This is a genomic window from Pseudomonas sp. MWU347 (assembly GCF_017947305.1).
Taxonomy (GTDB): domain Bacteria; phylum Pseudomonadota; class Gammaproteobacteria; order Pseudomonadales; family Pseudomonadaceae; genus Aquipseudomonas; species Aquipseudomonas putida_A.
Genome location: NZ_JAFGZB010000004.1, coordinates 243,650 through 263,405 on the forward strand (window position 1 = coordinate 243,650; position 19,756 = coordinate 263,405).

Annotated in this window: 21 protein-coding genes; 13 read left to right on the forward strand and 8 right to left on the reverse strand. The window is 59.9% G+C overall.

Annotated features, from left to right (window positions below; all coding sequences use genetic code 11):
- Window positions 1–17: 17 nt before the first annotated feature.
- Window positions 18–2,309, reverse strand: a complete 2,292-nt coding sequence (gene bglX, locus KCG87_RS10415; protein WP_098967613.1) for a beta-glucosidase BglX — start codon at window positions 2,307–2,309, stop codon at window positions 18–20.
- Between the two features lie 258 nt (window positions 2,310–2,567).
- Between bglX and KCG87_RS10420 the strand changes: the two genes are divergently transcribed.
- The 4 genes from KCG87_RS10420 to KCG87_RS10435 all read left to right on the forward strand — a co-directional run bounded on the left by KCG87_RS10420 (window position 2,568) and on the right by KCG87_RS10435 (window position 6,118).
- A complete protein-coding gene (locus KCG87_RS10420) occupies window positions 2,568–3,176 on the forward strand; it encodes a LemA family protein (RefSeq protein ID WP_007963199.1) in 609 nt (202 codons plus the stop codon).
- 13 nt (window positions 3,177–3,189) lie between these two features.
- Window positions 3,190–3,957 carry a TPM domain-containing protein gene (locus tag KCG87_RS10425; RefSeq protein ID WP_210557930.1) on the forward strand — a complete coding sequence of 256 codons (768 nt, stop codon included), beginning with the start codon at window positions 3,190–3,192 and terminating at the stop codon, window positions 3,955–3,957.
- A 33-nt stretch (window positions 3,958–3,990) separates the two neighbouring features.
- Window positions 3,991–4,608 carry a hypothetical protein gene (locus KCG87_RS10430; protein ID WP_210557927.1) on the forward strand — a complete coding sequence of 206 codons (618 nt, stop codon included), beginning with the start codon at window positions 3,991–3,993 and terminating at the stop codon, window positions 4,606–4,608.
- 286 nt (window positions 4,609–4,894) lie between these two features.
- Entirely contained in the window at window positions 4,895–6,118 is a 1,224-nt protein-coding gene (locus KCG87_RS10435; protein WP_139055283.1) for an SAM-dependent methyltransferase, read from the forward strand.
- 59 nt (window positions 6,119–6,177) lie between these two features.
- On the opposite strand, the gene KCG87_RS10440 is transcribed toward KCG87_RS10435, so the two are convergent.
- Complete coding sequence (locus KCG87_RS10440; protein WP_210557925.1) at window positions 6,178–7,083, reverse strand: DMT family transporter; 906 nt, start codon at window positions 7,081–7,083, stop codon at window positions 6,178–6,180.
- Window positions 7,084–7,364: 281 nt separating this feature from the next.
- Here KCG87_RS10440 and KCG87_RS10445 point away from each other — a divergent pair, with 281 nt between their 5' ends.
- The 5 genes from KCG87_RS10445 (at window position 7,365) to KCG87_RS10465 (ending at window position 10,121) form a co-directional block, all read left to right on the forward strand.
- Window positions 7,365–7,946 carry a DJ-1/PfpI family protein gene (locus tag KCG87_RS10445; protein ID WP_095138502.1) on the forward strand — a complete coding sequence of 194 codons (582 nt, stop codon included), beginning with the start codon at window positions 7,365–7,367 and terminating at the stop codon, window positions 7,944–7,946.
- A 13-nt stretch (window positions 7,947–7,959) separates the two neighbouring features.
- Complete coding sequence (locus KCG87_RS10450) at window positions 7,960–8,265, forward strand: ribbon-helix-helix domain-containing protein (protein ID WP_098967621.1); 306 nt, start codon at window positions 7,960–7,962, stop codon at window positions 8,263–8,265.
- Between the two features lie 192 nt (window positions 8,266–8,457).
- Complete coding sequence (locus KCG87_RS10455) at window positions 8,458–8,802, forward strand: YegP family protein (protein WP_210557920.1); 345 nt, start codon at window positions 8,458–8,460, stop codon at window positions 8,800–8,802.
- Window positions 8,803–8,955: 153 nt separating this feature from the next.
- Window positions 8,956–9,600, forward strand: a complete 645-nt coding sequence (locus KCG87_RS10460) for a hypothetical protein (protein ID WP_098967624.1) — start codon at window positions 8,956–8,958, stop codon at window positions 9,598–9,600.
- Entirely contained in the window at window positions 9,600–10,121 is a 522-nt protein-coding gene (locus KCG87_RS10465) for a hypothetical protein (RefSeq protein WP_098967625.1), read from the forward strand. The genes KCG87_RS10460 and KCG87_RS10465 overlap by 1 nt, the downstream gene beginning before the upstream one ends.
- Window positions 10,122–10,173: 52 nt before the next feature.
- Here KCG87_RS10465 and KCG87_RS10470 read toward each other — a convergent pair whose 3' ends face one another.
- Both KCG87_RS10470 and KCG87_RS10475 read right to left on the reverse strand, forming a co-directional pair.
- Complete coding sequence (locus KCG87_RS10470) at window positions 10,174–11,058, reverse strand: dihydrodipicolinate synthase family protein (protein WP_210558129.1); 885 nt, start codon at window positions 11,056–11,058, stop codon at window positions 10,174–10,176.
- Between the two features lie 22 nt (window positions 11,059–11,080).
- Window positions 11,081–11,863, reverse strand: a complete 783-nt coding sequence (locus KCG87_RS10475; protein WP_135295124.1) for an aldolase — start codon at window positions 11,861–11,863, stop codon at window positions 11,081–11,083.
- Window positions 11,864–11,969: 106 nt separating this feature from the next.
- On the opposite strand from KCG87_RS10475, the gene KCG87_RS10480 reads away from it, so the two are divergent.
- Window positions 11,970–12,512 carry an XRE family transcriptional regulator gene (locus KCG87_RS10480; RefSeq protein ID WP_027614428.1) on the forward strand — a complete coding sequence of 181 codons (543 nt, stop codon included), beginning with the start codon at window positions 11,970–11,972 and terminating at the stop codon, window positions 12,510–12,512.
- 97 nt (window positions 12,513–12,609) lie between these two features.
- On the opposite strand, the gene KCG87_RS10485 is transcribed toward KCG87_RS10480, so the two are convergent.
- Window positions 12,610–13,629, reverse strand: a complete 1,020-nt coding sequence (locus KCG87_RS10485; protein WP_210557918.1) for a DUF4917 family protein — start codon at window positions 13,627–13,629, stop codon at window positions 12,610–12,612.
- A 153-nt stretch (window positions 13,630–13,782) separates the two neighbouring features.
- On the opposite strand from KCG87_RS10485, the gene yiaY reads away from it, so the two are divergent.
- On the forward strand, window positions 13,783–14,931 hold the full coding sequence (yiaY, locus tag KCG87_RS10490) for an L-threonine dehydrogenase (protein ID WP_210557916.1): 1,149 nt from the start codon (window positions 13,783–13,785) through the stop codon (window positions 14,929–14,931).
- On the opposite strand, the gene KCG87_RS10495 is transcribed toward yiaY, so the two are convergent.
- The 3 genes from KCG87_RS10495 to KCG87_RS10505 all read right to left on the reverse strand — a co-directional run bounded on the left by KCG87_RS10495 (window position 14,928) and on the right by KCG87_RS10505 (window position 18,006).
- A complete protein-coding gene (locus KCG87_RS10495) occupies window positions 14,928–16,094 on the reverse strand; it encodes an MFS transporter (RefSeq protein WP_098967633.1) in 1,167 nt (388 codons plus the stop codon). The two genes, yiaY and KCG87_RS10495, sit on opposite strands and share 4 nt — an antisense overlap.
- Before the next feature lie 14 nt (window positions 16,095–16,108).
- On the reverse strand, window positions 16,109–17,344 hold the full coding sequence (locus tag KCG87_RS10500; RefSeq protein ID WP_210558126.1) for an aminotransferase class I/II-fold pyridoxal phosphate-dependent enzyme: 1,236 nt from the start codon (window positions 17,342–17,344) through the stop codon (window positions 16,109–16,111).
- A 173-nt stretch (window positions 17,345–17,517) separates the two neighbouring features.
- Window positions 17,518–18,006: a DMT family transporter gene (locus KCG87_RS10505; RefSeq protein WP_134785610.1), complete on the reverse strand. Its 489-nt coding sequence runs from the start codon at window positions 18,004–18,006 to the stop codon at window positions 17,518–17,520.
- A 77-nt stretch (window positions 18,007–18,083) separates the two neighbouring features.
- Here KCG87_RS10505 and KCG87_RS10510 point away from each other — a divergent pair, with 77 nt between their 5' ends.
- Both KCG87_RS10510 and KCG87_RS10515 read left to right on the forward strand, forming a co-directional pair.
- Complete coding sequence (locus KCG87_RS10510) at window positions 18,084–18,995, forward strand: LysR family transcriptional regulator (RefSeq protein ID WP_171061893.1); 912 nt, start codon at window positions 18,084–18,086, stop codon at window positions 18,993–18,995.
- Window positions 18,996–19,017: 22 nt separating this feature from the next.
- Complete coding sequence (locus KCG87_RS10515) at window positions 19,018–19,752, forward strand: hypothetical protein (RefSeq protein WP_134785612.1); 735 nt, start codon at window positions 19,018–19,020, stop codon at window positions 19,750–19,752.
- Window positions 19,753–19,756: the final 4 nt, after the last annotated feature.

Consider the following 19,756-nt stretch of genomic DNA (forward strand, 5'->3'; position numbering starts at 1 on the left):
CATTGGTTACTGAATAATTACAGCAACTCAAAGCTCTGCTGCGTCACATCCTGCGAATCCAGGCCGATCTGCACGTTGAACTTGCCAGGCTCGGCCGCGTACTTGAGCTGGGCGTTGTAGAACTTCAGGTCATCCTCGGTGATGGTGAAGTGCACGACTTTCTGTTCGCCGGCCTTGAGCATGACTTTCTGGAAGTTCTTCAGTTCTTTCACCGGGCGAATCATCGAACCGGCGACGTCCTGGATGTACAGCTGCACCACGGTTTCGCCGTCACGTTTGCCGGTGTTTTTCAGGGTGACACTGGCATCGAGCTTGCCGGTCTTGTTCAGCGTGGTTGACGACAGCGCCATGTCGCTCAGCGTGAACTGGGTGTAGCTCAGGCCGTAACCGAACGGGAACAGGGGACCGGTGGTGTCATCGAAATACTGCGAGGTGTAGTTGCCCGGCTTGCCCGGCGTGAACGGCCGGCCAATGCTCAGGTGGTTGTAGTAGGTCGGGATCTGGCCCACGGAACGCGGGAAGGTCACCGGCAGTTTGCCCGACGGGTTGTAGTCGCCGAACAGCACATCAGCGATGGCGTTACCGCCCTCGGTGCCGCTGAACCAGGTTTCCAGAATCGCATCAGCCGACTGGTTCTCTTCGAGGATGGTCAGCGGACGGCCGTTCATCAGCACCAGTACCAGCGGTTTGCCGGTGGCTTTCAGGGCACGGATCAGCTCGCGCTGGTTTTCCGGGATGTTCAGGTCGGTGCGGCTGGAGGATTCGTGGGACATGCCACGGGATTCGCCCACAGCGGCGACGATCACGTCGGCGTCCTTGGCCGCTTTCACCGCTTCGTCGATCAACACGTTGGCCGGGCGCGGATCATCGACCACTTCCGGGGCGTCGAAGTTGAGGAAGTTCAGGTAATCCAGCACCTTCTTGTCGCTGGTGATATTCGCGCCACGGGCGTAGATCAGGTTGGCCTTGTCGCCAATCACCGAGCTCATGCCGTCGAACAGCGTCACCGATTGCGCCGGCTTACCGGCCGCCGCCCAACTGCCCATCATGTCGATCGGCGCCTTGGCCAATGGACCGACCAGCATGACTTTCGCGTCTTTCTTCAGCGGCAGGGTTTCGTTCTGGTTCTTCAGCAGCACCAGGCTGCGGCGTGCCACGTCACGGGCCTCGGCGCGGTGCAGACGGCTTTCGGCGTAGGTGTCGGCCGGATCATCCTCGGCCTTGCCGATGCGCAGGTACGGGTCCTTGAACAGGCCCATGTCGTACTTGGCGGCGAGCACTTCGCGCACGGCGTTGTCGATGTCTTTCTGCTCGATCTCGCCGGACTTGAGCAGCCCCGGCAGCTCTTTGCCGTACAGGGTGTCGTTCATGCTCATGTCGATGCCGGCCTTGATCGCCAGCTTCGCCGCTTCACGACCGTCGGCGGCCACGCCGTGCTTGATCAGCTCGAAGATCGCCCCGTGGTCGCTGACGGCCAGGCCCTTGAAGCCCCAGTCCTTGCGCAGCAGGTCGTTCATCAGCCAGGTATTGGCGGTGGCCGGGATGCCGTTGATCGAGTTCAACGCCACCATCACCCCGCCGGCACCGGCGTCGATCGCCGCGCGGTACGGTGGCAGGTAGTCCTGGTACATCTTCACCGGGCTCATGTCGACGACGTTGTAGTCGCGCCCGCCCTCGACCGCGCCATACAGGGCGAAGTGCTTGACGCTGGCCATGATGCTGTCAGCCGCGCTCGGCGTGTCGCCCTGATAGGCCTTGACCATCACTTTGGCAATGCGCGAGGTCAGGTAGGTGTCTTCACCGAACCCTTCGGAGCTGCGGCCCCAGCGCGGATCGCGGGAGATGTCGACCATCGGCGCGAAGGTGATGTCGAGGCTGTCGGCCGCGGCTTCCTTGGCGGCAACGCGCCCGGACTGACCGATGGCGTCCATGTCCCAGCTCGATGCCAGGGCCAGCGGAATCGGGAAAATCGTACGGTGACCGTGGATCACATCGTACGCAAAAAACATCGGAATCTTCAGGCGACTGCGCATCGCCGCGTCCTGCATCGGACGGTTTTCCGGGCGGGTGATCGAGTTGAACGTACCGCCGATGTTGCCGGCGGCGATCTCTTTGCGGATCAACTCACGGGGCATTTCCGGGCCGATGCTGATCAGGCGCAACTGGCCGATCTTTTCATCGAGGGTCATTTGTTTCATCAGATTGCTGATGAACGCGTCCTTGTTTTCCAGGGGTACCGGGGTCGTGGCGGCCAATACTTGATGACTGGCCAGGCTGACGAACAGGCCCAGCAAACACAGCTTCTTCATGAATATTTTTCTCAAGGGCCCAAGCGGCAATGCAATGCCGGCCAGCCAAAAGTTAGGGAGCGACTATTGTTGTTCGGGTGCAGGCTCAAAATGACCGAGCCAAAAACGCCCGCCGACACTCGGCTGCGTTTGCGCAGGGCCTCTTTTTAGCCCATCGGCCCGTTGCAATCCAGTGGCGCGGCCGATTATGCCCCAACCGCTGATGCAGAAGGTTTCACGGTCGGTTTTTTATGAAATATGCCAGGGAGCATCACTTTGATGAATGTCAGTCCAACCTACCGCTCGCGACTGCAGGTCGCCACGCTGCTGGTGCTTGCCACGTTGTTGACCGCGTGCGGCATCAACAATATCCCGACCCTCGATGAACAGGCCAAGGCGGCCTGGGGTCAGGTCCAGAACCAGTACCAGCGTCGTGCCGACCTGATTCCCAATCTGGTGGAAACCGTCAGAGGCTATGCCAAGCATGAAGAAGCAACCCTGACTGCAGTGGTCGAGGCGCGGGCCAAGGCGACGTCGATCCAGGTCGATGCCAGCACCCTCGACAATCCGGAAAAACTCAAGCAGTTCCAGCAGGCTCAGGATCAGTTGAGTGGCGCGCTCAGCCGTTTGATGGTGGTCTCCGAGCGTTATCCGGACCTGAAGGCCAACCAGAACTTCCTTGCCCTGCAATCGCAGCTCGAAGGCACGGAAAACCGGATTGCCGTGGCGCGGCGCGATTTCATTCTGGCGGTGCAGAAGTACAACACCGAGATCCGCACGTTTCCCGGGCGCCTCTGGCACAGCGTGATGTACAGCGACCTGCCGATTCGCGAAACCTTCGAGGCCACCACCCCCGGTGCGGAAAAGGCCCCGGAAGTGAAGTTCTGATTCGAGGTTGCCCATGCGTGTGTTGAAGATAGGCCTGGTGCTGATGCTCTGGCTGTTCGCCGTCAGCGCCCGGGCCGAGTTGACGTTCCCGGCGCTGAGCGGGCGGGTGGTGGACGAGGCGCAGATGCTCGAGCCGTCGGTGCGCGCCCAGTTGAGCCAGCAATTGCAGGCTCACGAGCAAGCTACCGGCGAGCAACTGGTGGTGGTCACGGTGCCTGATCTGCAGGGCACCACCATCGAGGATTACGGCGTACAACTGGGCCGGCACTGGGGCATCGGCCAGAAAGACAAGAACAACGGCGCGCTGCTGATCGTCGCCCGGGACGAGCGCAAACTGCGCATCGAAGTCGGTTACGGGCTGGAAGATCGGCTGACCGATGCACAGAGTTCGGTGATCATTCATCAAGTGATCACCCCGGCGTTCAAGGCCGGCAATTTCAGCAAGGGCATCAGCGACGGCGTTGCGGCGATGCTGGTGGTGCTCGGCGGCAATCCTCTGGACGAACCGTCGACGGTGTACGAGTCGAGCGGCGATCCGCAGAGCGATTTTGTCTCGCGTCATCCGCTGTTGTTCGTTTTTCTGGTGGTGTTGTTCATCCTGACCGTGTTTGTCTGCCAGATGCTCGGTATCCTTCCCGCCGGCCGTGGCGGCTCCGGAGGCGGGGGCGGTTTCGGCGGTGGTGGATTTGGCGGTGGTGGATTTGGCGGTGGCGGTGGAGGCGGGGGCTTCAGCGGCGGCGGGGGCAGTTTCGGCGGCGGCGGTTCGTCCGGCGGCTGGTGAACACACAACAATAATGATCAGGCATTTTTCGACATGGCATTACTGAGCGAACACGAACAACGCAAAGTCGCCGAGGCGATCGCCCGGGTCGAGCGCGACACCGACGCCGAACTGGTCACCGTGCTGGCGGCCCGCGCCGATGACTACGCGTACATTCCGTTGCTGTGGGCCAGCCTGCTGGCGCTGCTGGTGCCGGGCATCGTCCATTACCTGACTGGCTGGCTGACCATGCACAGCCTGTTGCTGGTGCAATGGGGGCTGTTCATCGTCCTGTGCCTGCTGTTTCGCCTGCCGAAGATCACCACCCATCTGATCCCGCGCCGCGTGCGCCACTGGCGGGCATCGAATCTGGCGCGGCGGCAGTTCCTCGAACAGAACCTGCACCACACCGTCGGCAGCACCGGGATGCTGATCTTTGTCTGCGAGGCCGAGCGCTACGTGGAGATTCTGGTGGACGAGGGGATTTCCCGGCGGCTGGACAACAAAAGCTGGGACGCGATCGTCGCCGCGTTCACCGAGCAGGTGCGGCAGGGGCGCACGCTCGAGGGCTTTGTCACCTGCATCGAGGCCTGTGGGGAACTGCTCAAGGTGCACGTGCCGGTGACGCAGGTGAGGAATGAATTACCCAATCGGTTGGTGGTGCTGGCCTAGAAGCCCCTCACCCCAGCCCTCTCCCGGAGGGAGAGGGCGCCGACCTAGATGTCTTGCGCTCGACATCGGCCTTAGAAACCGAGTCGATTATGGATTCAAAGGCACTCTTTCAAGTCGGTGAACCTCTTCAATATCCCCCAATCAGTCCCCTCTCCCTCCGGGAGAGGGTTAGGGTTAGGGTGAGGGCGCTTTTAAAGCCGTTGGGTAAATAAGAACGTGTCCCCAACCCCCATCCCCCCTAAAATACTCGCCATTCCCGTTTCGCCCCGCCCGAGGCCGCTTGTTCATGTCCGTTACCGCCCCATCCGCGCCGTCTGCCAAACCCGCGCCCGATCATCACGCCCAGTTCATCGAGCTGCTGCAAACCAGCCTCGAACACAACGGCTTCATCAAACTGGTGCTGGCCAAGTACGTGGGTGAAGAGGCGGATCTGCAGCGGATCATCATCAAAGCGGTGACGGTCAAGGCGCAGCCACACCTGTCGTTTGTCTATCGCTACAAGACCCGCGACATCACCAAGAATCTGCCGCTGAGCGAAGGCGTGGCGGTGATTGCCGAGCTGTTGCCGGCCGCGTTCAAGAATGCGCATCTGCTGACCGTGACCGACGAAGCCCAGCTCGAATACAGCAAAAAGGGCAAGAGTTCACTGTTCAAGAGCAAACCTCAGCAATTGCGTGAAGCGCCGTCCGCCGAGCACAACCGTGAGAAAAACCGTTTTCTGGACTTGAGCCGACCGTTCCTCAAGGACCTGGGCGTGACCAACGCGCAGCATGAGCTGATCCCGGCGATGTCGCGCAAGTGGAAGCAGATCAACAAGTTCATCGAAGTCTTCAGCCACGCCCTGACCTCGTCACCGCTGGCGCTGGACAAACCGGTGCGGGTGGCGGATTTCGGTTCGGGCAAGGGCTACCTGACGTTCGCCATCCACGATTACCTGCGCAACACGCTCAAGGCCGAAGGCGAAGTCACCGGCGTCGAGCTGCGCGAAGAGATGGTCAACCTGTGCAACGCCGCCGCGGCCAAGTTGGAGCACCCGGGGCTGGTGTTCAAGTGCGGTGACGTGCGCAGCGTGGCGCCGAGCGAACTGGACGTGATGATCGCCCTGCATGCCTGCGACATCGCCACCGACTACGCGATTCACACCGGCATCCGCTCGGGCGCGTCGATCATCATGTGCTCGCCGTGCTGCCACAAACAGATCCGCCTGCAGATCCAGAGTCCGGCGCTGCTCAAGCCGATGCTGCAATACGGTCTGCACCTGGGCCAACAGGCGGAAATGGTCACCGACAGCCTGCGTGCACTGTTCCTCGAAGCCTGCGGTTACGAGACCAAAGTGTTCGAATTCATCTCGCTGGAACACACCAACAAGAACAAGATGATTCTCGCGGTGAAACGCGCCGAGCCGGTCGACCCGGCTCAGTTGCTGGTGAAGATTCAGGAGCTCAAGGATTTCTACAACATCAGCGAGCACTGTCTGGAAACGCTGCTGCGTTCGGATGGCTACCTCTGATCCTGTGGGAGCGGGCTTGCTCGCGAAAGCGGACTGACAGTCAACGATGATGTCGACTGTTACGGCCCCTTCGCGAGCAAGCTCGCTCCCACATTTGATTTTACTGCGGTCTTGCGCCCGAGCATCACCGTCGCGATCACCCCGCAGGCAAACACCCAGGTGATCGGCTCGACATGTTCACCAAAGAACAGCGCCGAAAACGCGATGGTGAAAAAGATCTGCAGCAACTGGATCTGACTGACCCGCGCGATCCCGCCCATCGCCAACCCGGCGTACCAGGCGAAGAAACCGAGAAACTGCGAAAACAGTGCCACGTAGCCGAAGGCCCACCAGGCCTTGGCTGACACTGCACCGTGATGCTGCAGCGCCAGATACAAGACTGGCCCGATCAGCAGCGGCGTCGACAGCACCAGCGCCCAGCAGATTACCTGCCAGCCGCCCATTTCCTTGGCCAACCGGCCACCTTCGGCATACCCCAGACCACCGACGGCAATTGCGCCGAGCATCAACAAGTCACCGGCCTGAATGCTCCCGGCTCCGGTGTACAACGCGTAGCCGAGCACCAGCGCACTGCCCAGTGCGGCGCAGGCCCAGAAGGCTTTCGATGGGCGTTCATGGGACAGCCACGCCGCATACAGCGCCACGCACAGCGGCTGCAACCCGTTGACCAGCGCGCCGTGGGACGCCGGCAAGGTCTGCATGGCCCACGCCGACAGCACCGGGAAGCCGAGAATCACCCCGGCGATCACCAGGCTCAGGCCTTTGATCTGCTGCCAGCTCGGCCACTTCTCGCGTCGCCATAACAACAACGCTGCCGCGGGAATCGCCGCGAACAGCGCGCGGCCGAGGCCGTTGAGCAGCGGATGCAGTTCCTGCACCACGATCCGGGTGAAGGGCAGGGTCAGGCTGAAAATCACAACCCCGAGCAGGCCGAGGGCCATGCCGGTGTTTTCGCGCGAGGACATGTGAGTGACCAGAATTGAAGGTGACAGGGAGGTGGCTTCATCTAGCCATAAACCGGGCGGGTCGGGCTGTTACAGCTAGGCACAGACTTAGGCGTACAGTTTGCGGACGCTATCGCGAGCAGGCTCACTCCTACAATTGGAATGCATTCCCCTGTAGGAGTGAGCCTGCTCGCGAAGAACGATAACGCGGTCTTCGAGGTAGTAGCCGGTTGTTACCCGGCCCAACCGATAAGGTCTACCTTGAATACTCCTGCAAGCCCATTCCCAGAGGAGTCCTCCCCATGGCCGCGAAAAAAATCCTGATGCTGGTCGGCGATTACGTCGAAGACTACGAAGTGATGGTGCCGTTCCAGGCCTTGCAAATGGTCGGTCACACCGTGCACGCCGTGTGCCCGGACAAGGCTGCGGGCAAGACCGTGCGCACTGCGATCCATGACTTCGAAGGCGACCAGACTTACAGCGAGAAACCGGGTCACCTGTTTGCCCTCAACTTTGATTTCGCCAAGGTCGCCGAGGCCGATTACGACGCGCTGCTGATCCCCGGCGGACGAGCGCCGGAATATCTGCGCCTGAACGAAAAAGTTCTGGAGCTGGTGCGCGCCTTCGACAAGGCTGGCAAACCGATTGCCGCTGTGTGCCACGGCGCGCAGTTGCTCGCGGCGGCGGGTGTTCTGGAAGGTCGCGAATGCAGCGCCTATCCGGCCTGTGCGCCGGAAGTACGCCTGGCCGGTGGCACGTTCATCGATATCCCGGTGACCGACGGCCACGTTCAAGGCAATCTGGCGACTGCGCCAGCGTGGCCGGCGCATCCGAACTGGCTGGCCGGTTTCCTCGGCCTGCTCGGCACCAAGATCACCCTGTAACGAGGATCCGCCGATGTGCGAGCTCTACGTCAAGGCCGACCCGATTCTCTACGAATCCCGCTCGCGCTCGCTGCGCATCTGCGGCGTAGTGACGACGCTGCGCCTGGAAAACCAGTTCTGGGACATCCTCAGCGAAATCGCCGAAGTCGATGGCATGACCACCAATCAACTGATCGCCAAGCTGTATGAAGAGGTGATGGATTATCGCGGCGAGGTGGTGAATTTTGCCTCGTTCCTGCGGGTGAGTTGTACACGCTATCTGAGTCAGCGGCGGGTGACGGAGCCGCAGTTGTCGGTGGTGCGGGCGGGGGTGAAATAGCTGATTGCGAGTCGCCCCCTTCGCGAGCAAGCCCGCTCCCACAGGTTTCTCAGGTGCTCACAAGTTTTGTGGCCGCTGAAGAACCCTGTGGGAGCGGGCTTGCTCGCGAAGAGGCCATTACAGGCGACAGAAATCTCGGGCTGGTCTTTACTCACTGGCGCAAAACCTTTCAACCGCCAAGGAGAAACGAGCATGTCCGGATGGTACGAAGTGAGCAAAAGCAGCAACGGCCAGTTCAGGTTTGTGCTGAAGGCCGCCAACGCTGAAACCATTCTCACCAGCGAGCTCTACACCACCCGCGCGGCTGCCGACAACGGCATTGCTTCGGTGCAGACCAATAGCCCGCTGGATGAACGCTACGAGAAGAAATCGACGAAGGATGGCCACCCATACTTCAACCTCAAGGCCGCCAACCATCAGATCATCGGCAGCAGCGAGTCGTACTCCACGGACGCCGCGTGCGCCAAAGGCATCGCCAGCGTCAAGGCCAACGGGCCGAGCAAAGTGATCAAGGACAAGACGTTGCCGGTGCTTTGAAATAACTCCACGACTCAGTCGCCAAAACAATGGCGACTGAATTCTGGCTATGTGCCACTACATCGCTTATCCTTCGCGACCAATCCATGGAAGGGGCGGCGTTCAATACTCTTTCGTGTGTTTTTCAATGTTTACGCGAGAGTTTTTCCTTTGATGATTCGCTTTTTCGCTGTTCTGACGGCGCTGCTCGGCCTGAGCGGTTGCTACAGCATGTCACCCACCCACATTGACGATGAACTCAAGCCAACCGCCGATTCCGGCGTGGCTTATGTGGTAGGTGTGGTCGGCATCTGGCCCAAGACGAGGTTTTCAGCGAAGGAACAAATGCTGATGATCCGTAAGCGTGGAAGCGATGATTTCGCCACTGCACGCCTGCACAACGAGTTTTACGCCCGAACCGAGCGAGATGTACGCGAGACCGATCACGGCATCGGCACGTTGTTTGTGATGCCGCTCAAACCCGGTCGTTACGAGATCTACAACGTGCGTTTCGATCATGGGCAGTCGGTGACGTGGAGCCGTGAAGACTTCACCATCGGCATGCAACTCGAGGCGGGCAAGGCTTATTACATCGGCGATTTTCGCGCCGGGTGCCTGATCGGTCTTCAGCTGTCATGCCTGTTCCTGCACAGCGATCATCTTGAACGTGATGCGGCGCTGGTTCGTGCCAAATACCCGCAAGTACCAGGATTGCAGCGTCTGGACATGCCGAATCTGGACACCGCCACGCCGTTCATTCGCGAAGAAAACGGCCCCAGCGCCTCTGTCTATAAAGCCATGTTGTCAGGAAAACTCTAATGCGCCTCAAGCTTCTGTTTCTGGGATTGCTCATGTTGCTGGGTGGTTGTCAGGCGACCCACAGCCTCAAGGCCCCCGACGTCGACTACAGCCAGCAACTGCCGGCGATCAACGTCAATGTGCTCGGTCTGCCGAGCTGGATGTTGCGAGACGAACTGCGTCGGCGCGGCACTTTCGACGAAGTTCGCGCCGGTCGAAGCGAGGATGGCTACAACGTTCTGGTAGTCGCCAACAGCGATGTCGGCGCGCTTCAGCCTCAGTTGTTCCTGAGTGCCTTCACGCTGTTCCTGGTGCCGGTACCGGTGAGCTTCGACAGCACAGTGGTGTTCAGTCTCAGCCATGGCAAGGAGATACTGGGTGTCTATGCCGTGCATAATCACACTGAATCCTGGCGGGGCGCCTTTAACGCCTCGGGCGGGCAGTTCGAACATGTGCGCTTGATCACTGACACGTTCATTGCGCAGGTCCTGAAGGATCAGCCCTTCCACCGCGAAGCGATGAAGCACGCCGCCAGTCTTTGACCGACAGGCAGGAAAAATCCCGCCCGGAGTGTTCCGGGCGGGATTTTTTTCATCAGCGCAAAACGTCGAGCAGCGCTTTGAGGTGATGTCTGCCGGTGTCACTCAACGGGAACACTGGCAACCGGGGATCGCCGACCTCCAGCCCCGTCTCGCGCAGTCCGGCCTTGATCGTCGCTGGCAAACCGCCCTTGAGAATGAAGTCCAGCAGCGGCAACTGGCGGTAGAACAACTCACGTGCCCGAACCAGATCACCGGCCAGCGACGCCGCATACAAATCCAGATTCAGCTGCGGTATCAGGTTTGGCGCGGCGGTGCACCAGCCTCTGGCGCCGGCGGCAAACGCTTCCAGTGCCAGCGGATTGCAGCCGTTGTAGAACGGCACCTGACCTTCACCGAGTAATTGCAGCTTGTGCATGCGCTGAATGTCGCCGGTGCTCTCCTTGACCATGGTCACGTTTTCCACGCCATTGACGATGCGCAGAATCAGCTCCACCGACATGTCGGTGCCGCTGGTGGCCGGGTTGTTGTAGAGCATGATCGGCACACCGACGCTGTCGCCGATGGCGCGGTAGTGCGCGAGGATTTCCGCTTCAGTCAGCTTCCAGTACGACGCTGGCAGCACCATCACCACGTCAGCGCCGTGGGCTTCAGCGAAGCGTGCGCGGCGCACGGCTTTGGCGGTGGTCAGATCGGAGACGCTGACGATGGTCGGCACCCGTTTGCCCACGTGTTTGATGCTGAATTCGGCGACCTGATCCCACTCGGCGTCGCTGAGGTAAGCGCCTTCGCCGGTGCTGCCGAGCGGGGCGATGGCATGGACGCCGCTGTCGATCAGACGATCGATCGATTGGCCGAGGGCCGGCAGATCGAGGCCTTCGCCGTGGGTGCCGAACGGGGTGATGGTGTAGCCGATGATGCCGTGAATGTTGGACATGATGAGTCTCCGGGAAAGGCTGAAATCAGTTCAGGCAATCGGCGTGTTGGCGCAGGTTCTGCCGGGCGTAGTAGTTGAAAGCGGCGGCGTGGCGCTTGGGTTTCGACACCCAGTCATGGGCCTCGCGCCCCAGCGCCGGAATGATCGGTTTGATCGTCCCGGCGGCCATTGCCAGCAGTTGCAGTTTGGCGGCGCGCTCGATCAGTTGGGCGATGACACAGGCTTCTTCGATCGTGCTGCCGGTCGACAGTTGGCCGTGGTGCGACAGTAGAATCGCGCGCTTGTCGCCCAGTGCACCGGCAATCAGTTCGCCCTCTTCGTTGCCCACGGGCACGCCCGGCCAGCCTTCGAGAAACGCACAGTCGTCGTACAGCGGGCACAGGTCCATGTGGGAAATCTGCAGTGGCACCTCCAGCATCGACAGCGCGGCAATGTGCGTCGGGTGCGTGTGGATGATGCAGTTCACGTCCGGCCGGGCGCGATAGACCCAGCTGTGGAAACGGTTGGCCGGGTTGGCCATGCCGTGGCCTTCGAGCACTTCCAGATCTTCGTTGACCAGCAGCAGATTGCTCGCGGTGATTTCATCGAAACCCAGGCCCAGTTGTTGAGTGTAATAGGTCCCCGGTTGTGGGCCGCGAGCGGTGATTTGTCCGGCCAGACCGGAGTCGTGACCGCTCTCGAACAGGATCCGGCAGGTCAGCGCCAGCTTTTGCCGGTCAGTCCACGTATTATCCGCCAGGGTGTTTTGCATCTGGGTCAGCGCTTGCTTGACCAGTTGCGCTTTGGGTAGTGCTAATGTCTTGGCCATGTCGGTGTCCTTTGGGTGATTGCAAATGACACTAAAGAGCCTATATGACACAAAGTGTCATAAGCAAGCATCAATCGTCGTTTCCTTGATGGAATAACTGCTGCGCATGTCTATCCGTTTGAAATTGTTGAGAAAAAAACTTGGCGTGACACTTGAGGCACTGGCGGAAAAATCCGGCATGACCAAGAGTTATCTGTCGAAAGTCGAGCGCGGGCTGAACACCCCGTCGATTGCGGCCGCGCTGAAACTGGCGAAGGCACTGAACGTGAAGGTCGAGGAATTGTTCTCCGAAGACAACGTCAGCCTCGACAGCTATAGCCTGGTACGCAGCCACGAACGCCAGTCACTGGCGGCCAACGATCAGAGCCCGGGGTATGCGGTGCTGGCACATCAGGTCAGCGAACGCAATCTGCTGCCGTTCATCATCTACCCGCCGCGCGAATTCACCGACAAGACCTTCAAGGAGCACTTGGGCGAGGAGTTTCTGTTCGTCCACGAAGGGCAGGTGGAAGTGGATTTCATGAACGAGCGGGTGCTGCTGGAGCGTGGCGATGCGCTGCACTTCAATGCGCAGAAGCCGCACCGGATCAGATCGGTGGGCGAGGTGCAGGCGCAGTTGCTGGTGGTGGTGCACAGCAGCGAAGAATGAGTTGGCCCCAAAAGCTTCGCGAGCAAGCTCGCTCCCACAGTAGTTCGCGTTCCAATGTGGGAGCGAGCTTGCTCGCGAAGGCGTCAGTCCGGTTACATCAAACCTCGACCGGCACCGAAAGCTTCGGATCCCCCAACGCATGCGTCTTCGCATCAAAAAACCGCAACGCAATCCCGGTGCCCTCGAACACCTTGGCGTAATGGCGTTTCTGATGCTGAATGAACGCCGCACTGCGCGGATAGATCGAGATGGCCACGCTCGCCGGTTTCGCCAGGCGCAGCGCCCTGACGATGTGAGCATCCTGCTCGCCCAGTGCATGACCGAAGATGCACAGGTTCTGCGCGTGGCCCAATAACTGCTCATAGCAGAACGACAGATAATCCGAGCTGCGAATGGTCTTGAGCTTGTCTGTGCTCGGCCCTTCGTTGACGAACAGCGGCACGTCGTCGAGCGTCTTGATCGTGTTGTTGATGGCAAAACTGCCGAGCAGGGTGCCCTCGGTCGAGGTCAGTTTGCGCGCGGTGCCGTCCTGATTGCGCACCAGGTGCAGCCCGCCGTGCAGATACAACAGACGCGGTTTGGCGCTGCTGCTTGCGCTCAGATCGAAACTGGCATCGGGACCGTTGAACAGGTCGTCGATCGCCTCGCTGCGGTGCTGGATCGCCCAGTAGCTGAGCAGGTCGTAATTGGTGGTGAACACCGTGCGATACCGCGCCAGTTCTTCATTGAGCGTGGCCAGAGTCGGGGCCTGCACCAGGCGCCAGGGAATGTGCACGGCGTGTACGGTGTTGATCAGCGCTTCCTTGATCGCGTAGTAGCGATTGCGCGGTGCCGCCGAACTGACGGCCAGGGCCTTGTTGACCCGGCTGGTGGTTTTCAGCGCACCGAGCACCTGCTCGAAGCTGCGCGTCTGCATCGCGTCGAACACGCTCAGTTCCGACGGGCTCAGTGGTTTCTCTTCCACGGTGCGCGCGTTTTCGAACAGCGAGTCATAGCCAAAATCGTCCCACACCGCGCGGCTGGCGCCATTGCCCACCAGCAGACCGTTGAAGTCGGCGGTGGCGCGCAGGGCGCTCCAGTCTTCGAGGGTGGCATCGACGTCCAGAAAATCGGTCATTGCGTGGGCAGTCTCAAAACAAAGGGCGGATGGACGGCGACTTTATCACGAGCGGGCATTGAGCCAGATCAACATCGGTGGTGACCGATCGGTCAATCCTGTGCACATCCGCCGTATCGGAGCAGTCGATTCGGCTCCAGTCAGGAGACGCGCATGAGCAGCACCTTTTTCATTCCGGCCGTAAACATCATGGGCAACGGATGCCTCGACGAGGCCATGGTTGCGATCCGCAACTATGGGTTTCGCAAGGCGCTGATCGTCACCGACGCGGGGCTGGCCAAGGCCGGCGTGGCGACCATGCTTGCCGAAAAACTGGCGATGCAGGACATCGATTCGGTGATCTTCGACGGCGCCAAACCGAATCCGAGCATTGCCAATGTCGAGGCCGGGTTGGCGCTGCTCAAGGACAGTCGCTGCGATTTCGTGGTGTCGCTGGGCGGCGGTTCGCCCCATGACTGCGCCAAGGGCATTGCTCTGTGTGCGACCAACGGCGGGCAGATCCGCGACTACGAAGGCGTCGATCAATCGAGCAAGCCGCAGTTGCCGCTGATCGCCATCAACACCACCGCCGGCACTGCCAGCGAGATGACCCGTTTCTGCATCATCACCGACGAATCGCGCCACGTGAAAATGGCCATCGTCGACCGCAACGTCACGCCGCTGCTGTCGGTCAACGACCCGGCCCTGATGGTCGCCATGCCGAAAAGCCTGACGGCCGCCACCGGCATGGACGCACTGACCCACGCCATCGAAGCCTACGTTTCGACTGCGGCCAACCCGATCACCGACGCTTGCGCGCTGAAGGCCATGACCCTGATCAGCAACAACCTGCGCCTGGCGGTGCGTGACGGCAGCGACCTTGCGGCGCGCGAGAACATGGCTTACGCGCAGTTCCTCGCCGGCATGGCGTTCAACAACGCGTCGCTTGGCTACGTGCACGCGATGGCCCACCAGTTGGGCGGTTTCTACGACTTGCCCCATGGCGTGTGCAACGCCGTGCTGCTGCCGCATGTGCAGACCTTCAACGCGTTGATCTGTGCCGAACGCCTGACTGACGTCGCCCACGCCATGGGTGCGGACATCCGTGGTTTCAGCCAGGAAGAGGGCGCTCAGGCGGCGATCAACGCGATCCGTTGTCTGGCCAAAGATGTCGATATTCCGGGTGGCCTGCGTGAACTCGGCGCCAAGCTCAGTGACATCCCGGTGCTTGCCACCAACGCGCTGAAAGATGCATGCGGCCTGACCAACCCACGGGCGGCGGATCAGCGGCAGATCGAGGAGATTTTCCGTAATGCGTTTTAAGGGCTGACGCGCGTCGGCGTGAATGTCACACAGAGCATCGCGCCGACTGCAAGCAAACTGCATAACAGTGCCAGCGGCCACGCCGAAGGGCTAGCGACAAGACTGGCAATCGCGCCGATCATTGCCGCCATCAGTTGATGAATAAATCCGCTCAACGCCATTGCGTAAGCACCCGCAATCGGTGCGCCATCGTTGGCACGGGACAGGCTGATCGGGTAGTTCAGCGATTGTCCGAACACCGCTACGCAATAGGGCAGCCACAGCATCAGCGCGATGGAACTGGCTGTCAGACTGCCCAGCAGCATTACTCCGCACCCCGCCATCACCAGCACCACGCCCAACGTCATCAACCGGTGTTGACCCGTGCGCAGAACGAAGCGATTGACCACCAGTGCCCCGAGAAAGTATGCCGCACTGATCGGCCAGCCGAGCAGACCGTAATCCACCGTAGACCAATTGAACGGTCCTTGCAGGATCAGTGGCGCAGCCGTGTTGAAGGCGATGATCACCCCGTAGCCGAGGCCTCCGGCCAGTGCCGGCAACAGGAACGCGCGATGGATCAGGATGCGCCGGTAAATCAGCCATGCCGAAGCATTGGTTTGCGCCTCCTCCAATGTCGCAAAATTGACCCGGAATACGATCATGGCCATCAGCAGGCACGTGATGCCGAGCAAGTAGAAGATTGCCTGCCAGCCCAGCGTGACCTGAATGATCGAACCCAGGTACTGGCCGATGCCTAGAGCCACCACGAACGAAATCGAAATCCATGACAATGCTTTGGCCAGCAGGTCGCCGCGAAAACTGTCGCGAATCAGCACCCGTGCCATCACCGAAATCCCGCTGGCGCCGACGCCCTGAATCAGGCGCAGTAACAGGAACGACTCCAGCGTCGAACCCAGCGGCAACGCCAGGTTCGCCGCGCCATACAGCCCCAATGCTGCGAGTAACACAGGTTTGCGCCCGATACGCTGGGCTAGTGATCCCCAAAGCAGCATTGGCAGCGCCATGCCGACCAGATAAATCGATAAACCCCACGCCACTTGCGCAGGCCCTGCATGCAGATGGCCGGCAATCTCCGGCAGCGCTGGCAGGTAAATACTCATGCCCAACTGTGCGAGGAACACAGTGCAGCAGGTGATAAGAAGGGTGGCGCTGGCGTTCATCGATCGTCCCTGGCTCAGATGTCGAAATCGACGCGGTGTGTGCGCAACAATTCGCTGACTACATCGCAGAAACGTCGGATCAGCGACGGCTCCATATCAGCACGCAAGGTTACCCGAATGGCCGCTTTACCTTGGGCAACTACCGGGAAAAATACTGCGCTGGTGAAAAAGCCTTGCTCGGCCAGCTCGCTGGCGATGCGATTGGCCAGATCCGCCTGGCCGCAGTCGATCAAGCGGATTGCCATCGCGCTGTGGCATTGCTCTGTACTGATCAAACTGTCGAAGAGGCGGATATTAGCCTGGAGGCAGGCCTGTAGAGCGGCGAATTCGGCGGTGTAATGTAGACGAATTGACGCTCGTCCGGCGCCGATTGCCGCACAGTTGAGACTTTGTGACCAATTGCTCGGGCCGCCATAACGCTGGATGATTTTTTTCTGGCGCTGGTTGCCAAGCATCACCAGTCCACCACTGGCGCCAAATGACTTGGCCAGCGACGCGACGATCACGCAGTCATCTTCCAGCGTCTGGATTCTCGGGCGTATCAGACCGACGCCGTTATGGCCCACGGCTGACAACGCGTGTGAATCATCCAGATAAAGAAACAGCCCGTAACGATTCTTGAGGTACAGCAGGCCTTCCATGTTGGACACACCGCCCATGCTGTAGGCGCCATCGCCAATATAGGCCACACGACCATATTGCTGGCAGATCTTTTCTAGAAAATTCATATCGTTGTGCGGACAGGTCATCACACGGGTTTCGTCGGCGCATGCAGCTTTCAAGTGATTCATCGAGTAATGCGCCTGACGGTCAAAGACCATCACTGGCGGGCGATTCTCGGTCAATACACCGCTGGCCAGCAGCGGCAAGATCCCCGCACTTGCAGCGCTGCAGGACAGGGTCGTCAGGCACACTGCATCGAACAACTGCGAAAGCTCGGTTTCGTATTTTTCGAGAATCCCCAGCTTGCAGCGATTTTTCGAGTTGGCGACGCGCAGGGTGCCAGTTTCCTGCAGTGCGGCGATTGCACCTTGGAGCAGGGCTGGGTGGTGATCAAGGCCAAGGTAGGACGTGGTACAGAAGTGTTGTAACTCCCGTCCGTATTGATCGAGCAGGTGGTTGGAACCCATGACCTCGACATTGAGCCCGGCGACTTTGCCGAGCTCGGCGTTTTCCCAGTCCTGGTTCGCCAGGGCGATGACTTTTCGATAATTGGAATAAAGGTTTGGTGCTTGCTGTATATGGTTCATCAGGGCATCCCTTAAGCGTGGCAATCCGTGGGTCGTTGCAATTTGTGTGTATTGCCAGACTTTACGGAACACGACTTCGGGCCTGAATCAGACACTTCCTGCAATACTGAGCGGAATTGGATATTTGCTTGTAGGGCGATGTTCTGATGCGGTGTCGGGGGCGCCTCCGAATCCTACCCGGCAGGTGCCAGATTCCTGCTCGCCGCCCCACCAAACTGAATCAACACCACCCCGCCAATCAGCAACAACGCGCCCAACACCCGCGACATCGACAGCTGTTTCTCCACCAGCCCAAACAACCCGAAGTGATCCAGCACCATCGACGCAATCACCTGCCCGGCCAACGCCAGCGCAACAAACCCCGACGCGCCGAGCTTCGGCAGCAACATCACCGCCAGCGCCACAAAGCACACGCCGAACGCACCGCCAGCCCACATCCACAACGGCGCCTTGCTGATAAAACCCAGCGACGGCAGCGGCAGGCGCAACGCCAGAATCACCGGCAACAGCACCAAAACACTCACCAGCAATGAGGCCAACGTTGCCCATAGCGGATGGCCGAGGCCCCGCGCCAGGTTGCTGTTGATCGCACTCTGAAACGGCACCACCGCGCCGGCAAACGCGGCCAGCAGCAATAAACCGACCCACTGCAACGTACTCATGATCACTCTCCAACAGGTTTTTCTGGACTCTAGAGTATTCGTCGCGCAGATTTAAATTCCGTTTTATCATCCAGAACATGCACGAGATGAATGATCTACGCCGTATTGATTTGAACCTGCTGGTGGTCCTCGATGCCTTGCTCAGCGAGCAACACGTCACCCGCGCTGCTGAGCGGCTGCACCTGAGTCAACCGGCGGTCAGCCATGCGCTGGCGCGTCTGCGCGACTTGCTCGGCGATCCGCTGCTGGTGCGCGCCGGTTCGACGCTGGTGCCCACGGCGCGGGCGCTGGAACTGGTTGCGCCACTGGCCGAAGCGTTGGCCCAGGTGCAGTCGCTGCTGGCGCCGAACACGTTCGATCCGGCCACTGCGCGGCGAACCTTTCGTGTGGCGATGTCCGACTACGGCGCGGCCATCATCCTGCCCGGGCTGATCCGCACCTTGCGCCGCGAGGCCCCGGGCATCGACCTGCAAATCAGCCATGCCAGCCGCGAGGGCATGCTGGAGGGTGTGCTCAACGGTGACATCGACGTGGCCGCCGGGGTGTTCCCGGAAATGCCCAACGAATTGCGCAGCACTTTGCTGTTTGAAGAACGCTACGTCTGCCTGCTGGATCGCCGCAGCTTGCCGGCCGACGGCGTACTGGATTTGCCGACCTACCTGTCGCGCCCGCATGTTCTGCTGGAAATGCGCGGCAGCGGCACCCCGGAAATCGAACGGGCGCTGACCTCATTGCGCGAACGCCGCCGCGTCGCCATCAGCCTGCCGCACTGGAACGTCGCGCCGCAGTTGATCAGCGGTACGGATCTGATTCTCACGGTGTCGTCACGCAGCGTGCGCGAGATTGATCAACAGGAGCTGATCGTGCTGCCGCCACCGTTCGAGATCGCGCCGTTCACGTTTGTGCTGGCGTGGCATAAGCGCCGGGGTGGGGATCAGGCGTTGAACTGGTTGAATCGCCGGATTGAGGAGGGGATAGTGCGCGGCTGAAAACGTTATCAAGGAGTGGGATGTGACAGTGAAGTCTGGATGGATCGGCTGGGTGGCCCTGAGTGGGTGGTTGATGGCAGGTCAGGTATTGGCTGATTGCGTACCAACACCGATGGCAGGAGATCTGGATCTTTCTGTCTGCAAGGAGTGGCCTGCATATCCAGGATTAACCATCAACGCCACTGCACAGTTTAAGCGCGGATCCCCATCTGATGACCCAGAAGCGCTGAGTACCTACGATTTCGACTTGTCCGTTCTGGACACCGCTCAATCGAAGCCCATTGCGACTTATTACAAAGCGGCTGCATTTGTATTGGATGGCGTCAGTTTGCGAGAAATAACGCTCGATACGGCTCGCTACGCACTGACTGCCGAACTTCGTGCCTTTGGCGTACGTGCGTTATCCACTAATGGATCCCGGATCAATCCGATGGAAGAAAACCTGCTTTCGCTCTACGTGAAAGAGGGCGAAAAATTGCGCCCGGTATTGGATAAATTAGTGGTTTATCGGTATGGCGGCGAGTGGGATGGTGACTGCGAAGGCGAGCGATATGAGATTTCAAGAACGGTAGAAATCGCTAAAACGAGCTCTCACGGCTATGCAGATCTGATTGTCAAAACCTTGGAGAAAGACACAACAAGTGTGGGGACGGGAGACGCATGTAAAACTAAAACCACTGACAACAAACCCGTTTTGACAACATTGCACTACGACGGAAAATCCTACGTTTTGCCAAACGGTTTCCAAGGCCTGTAACCCG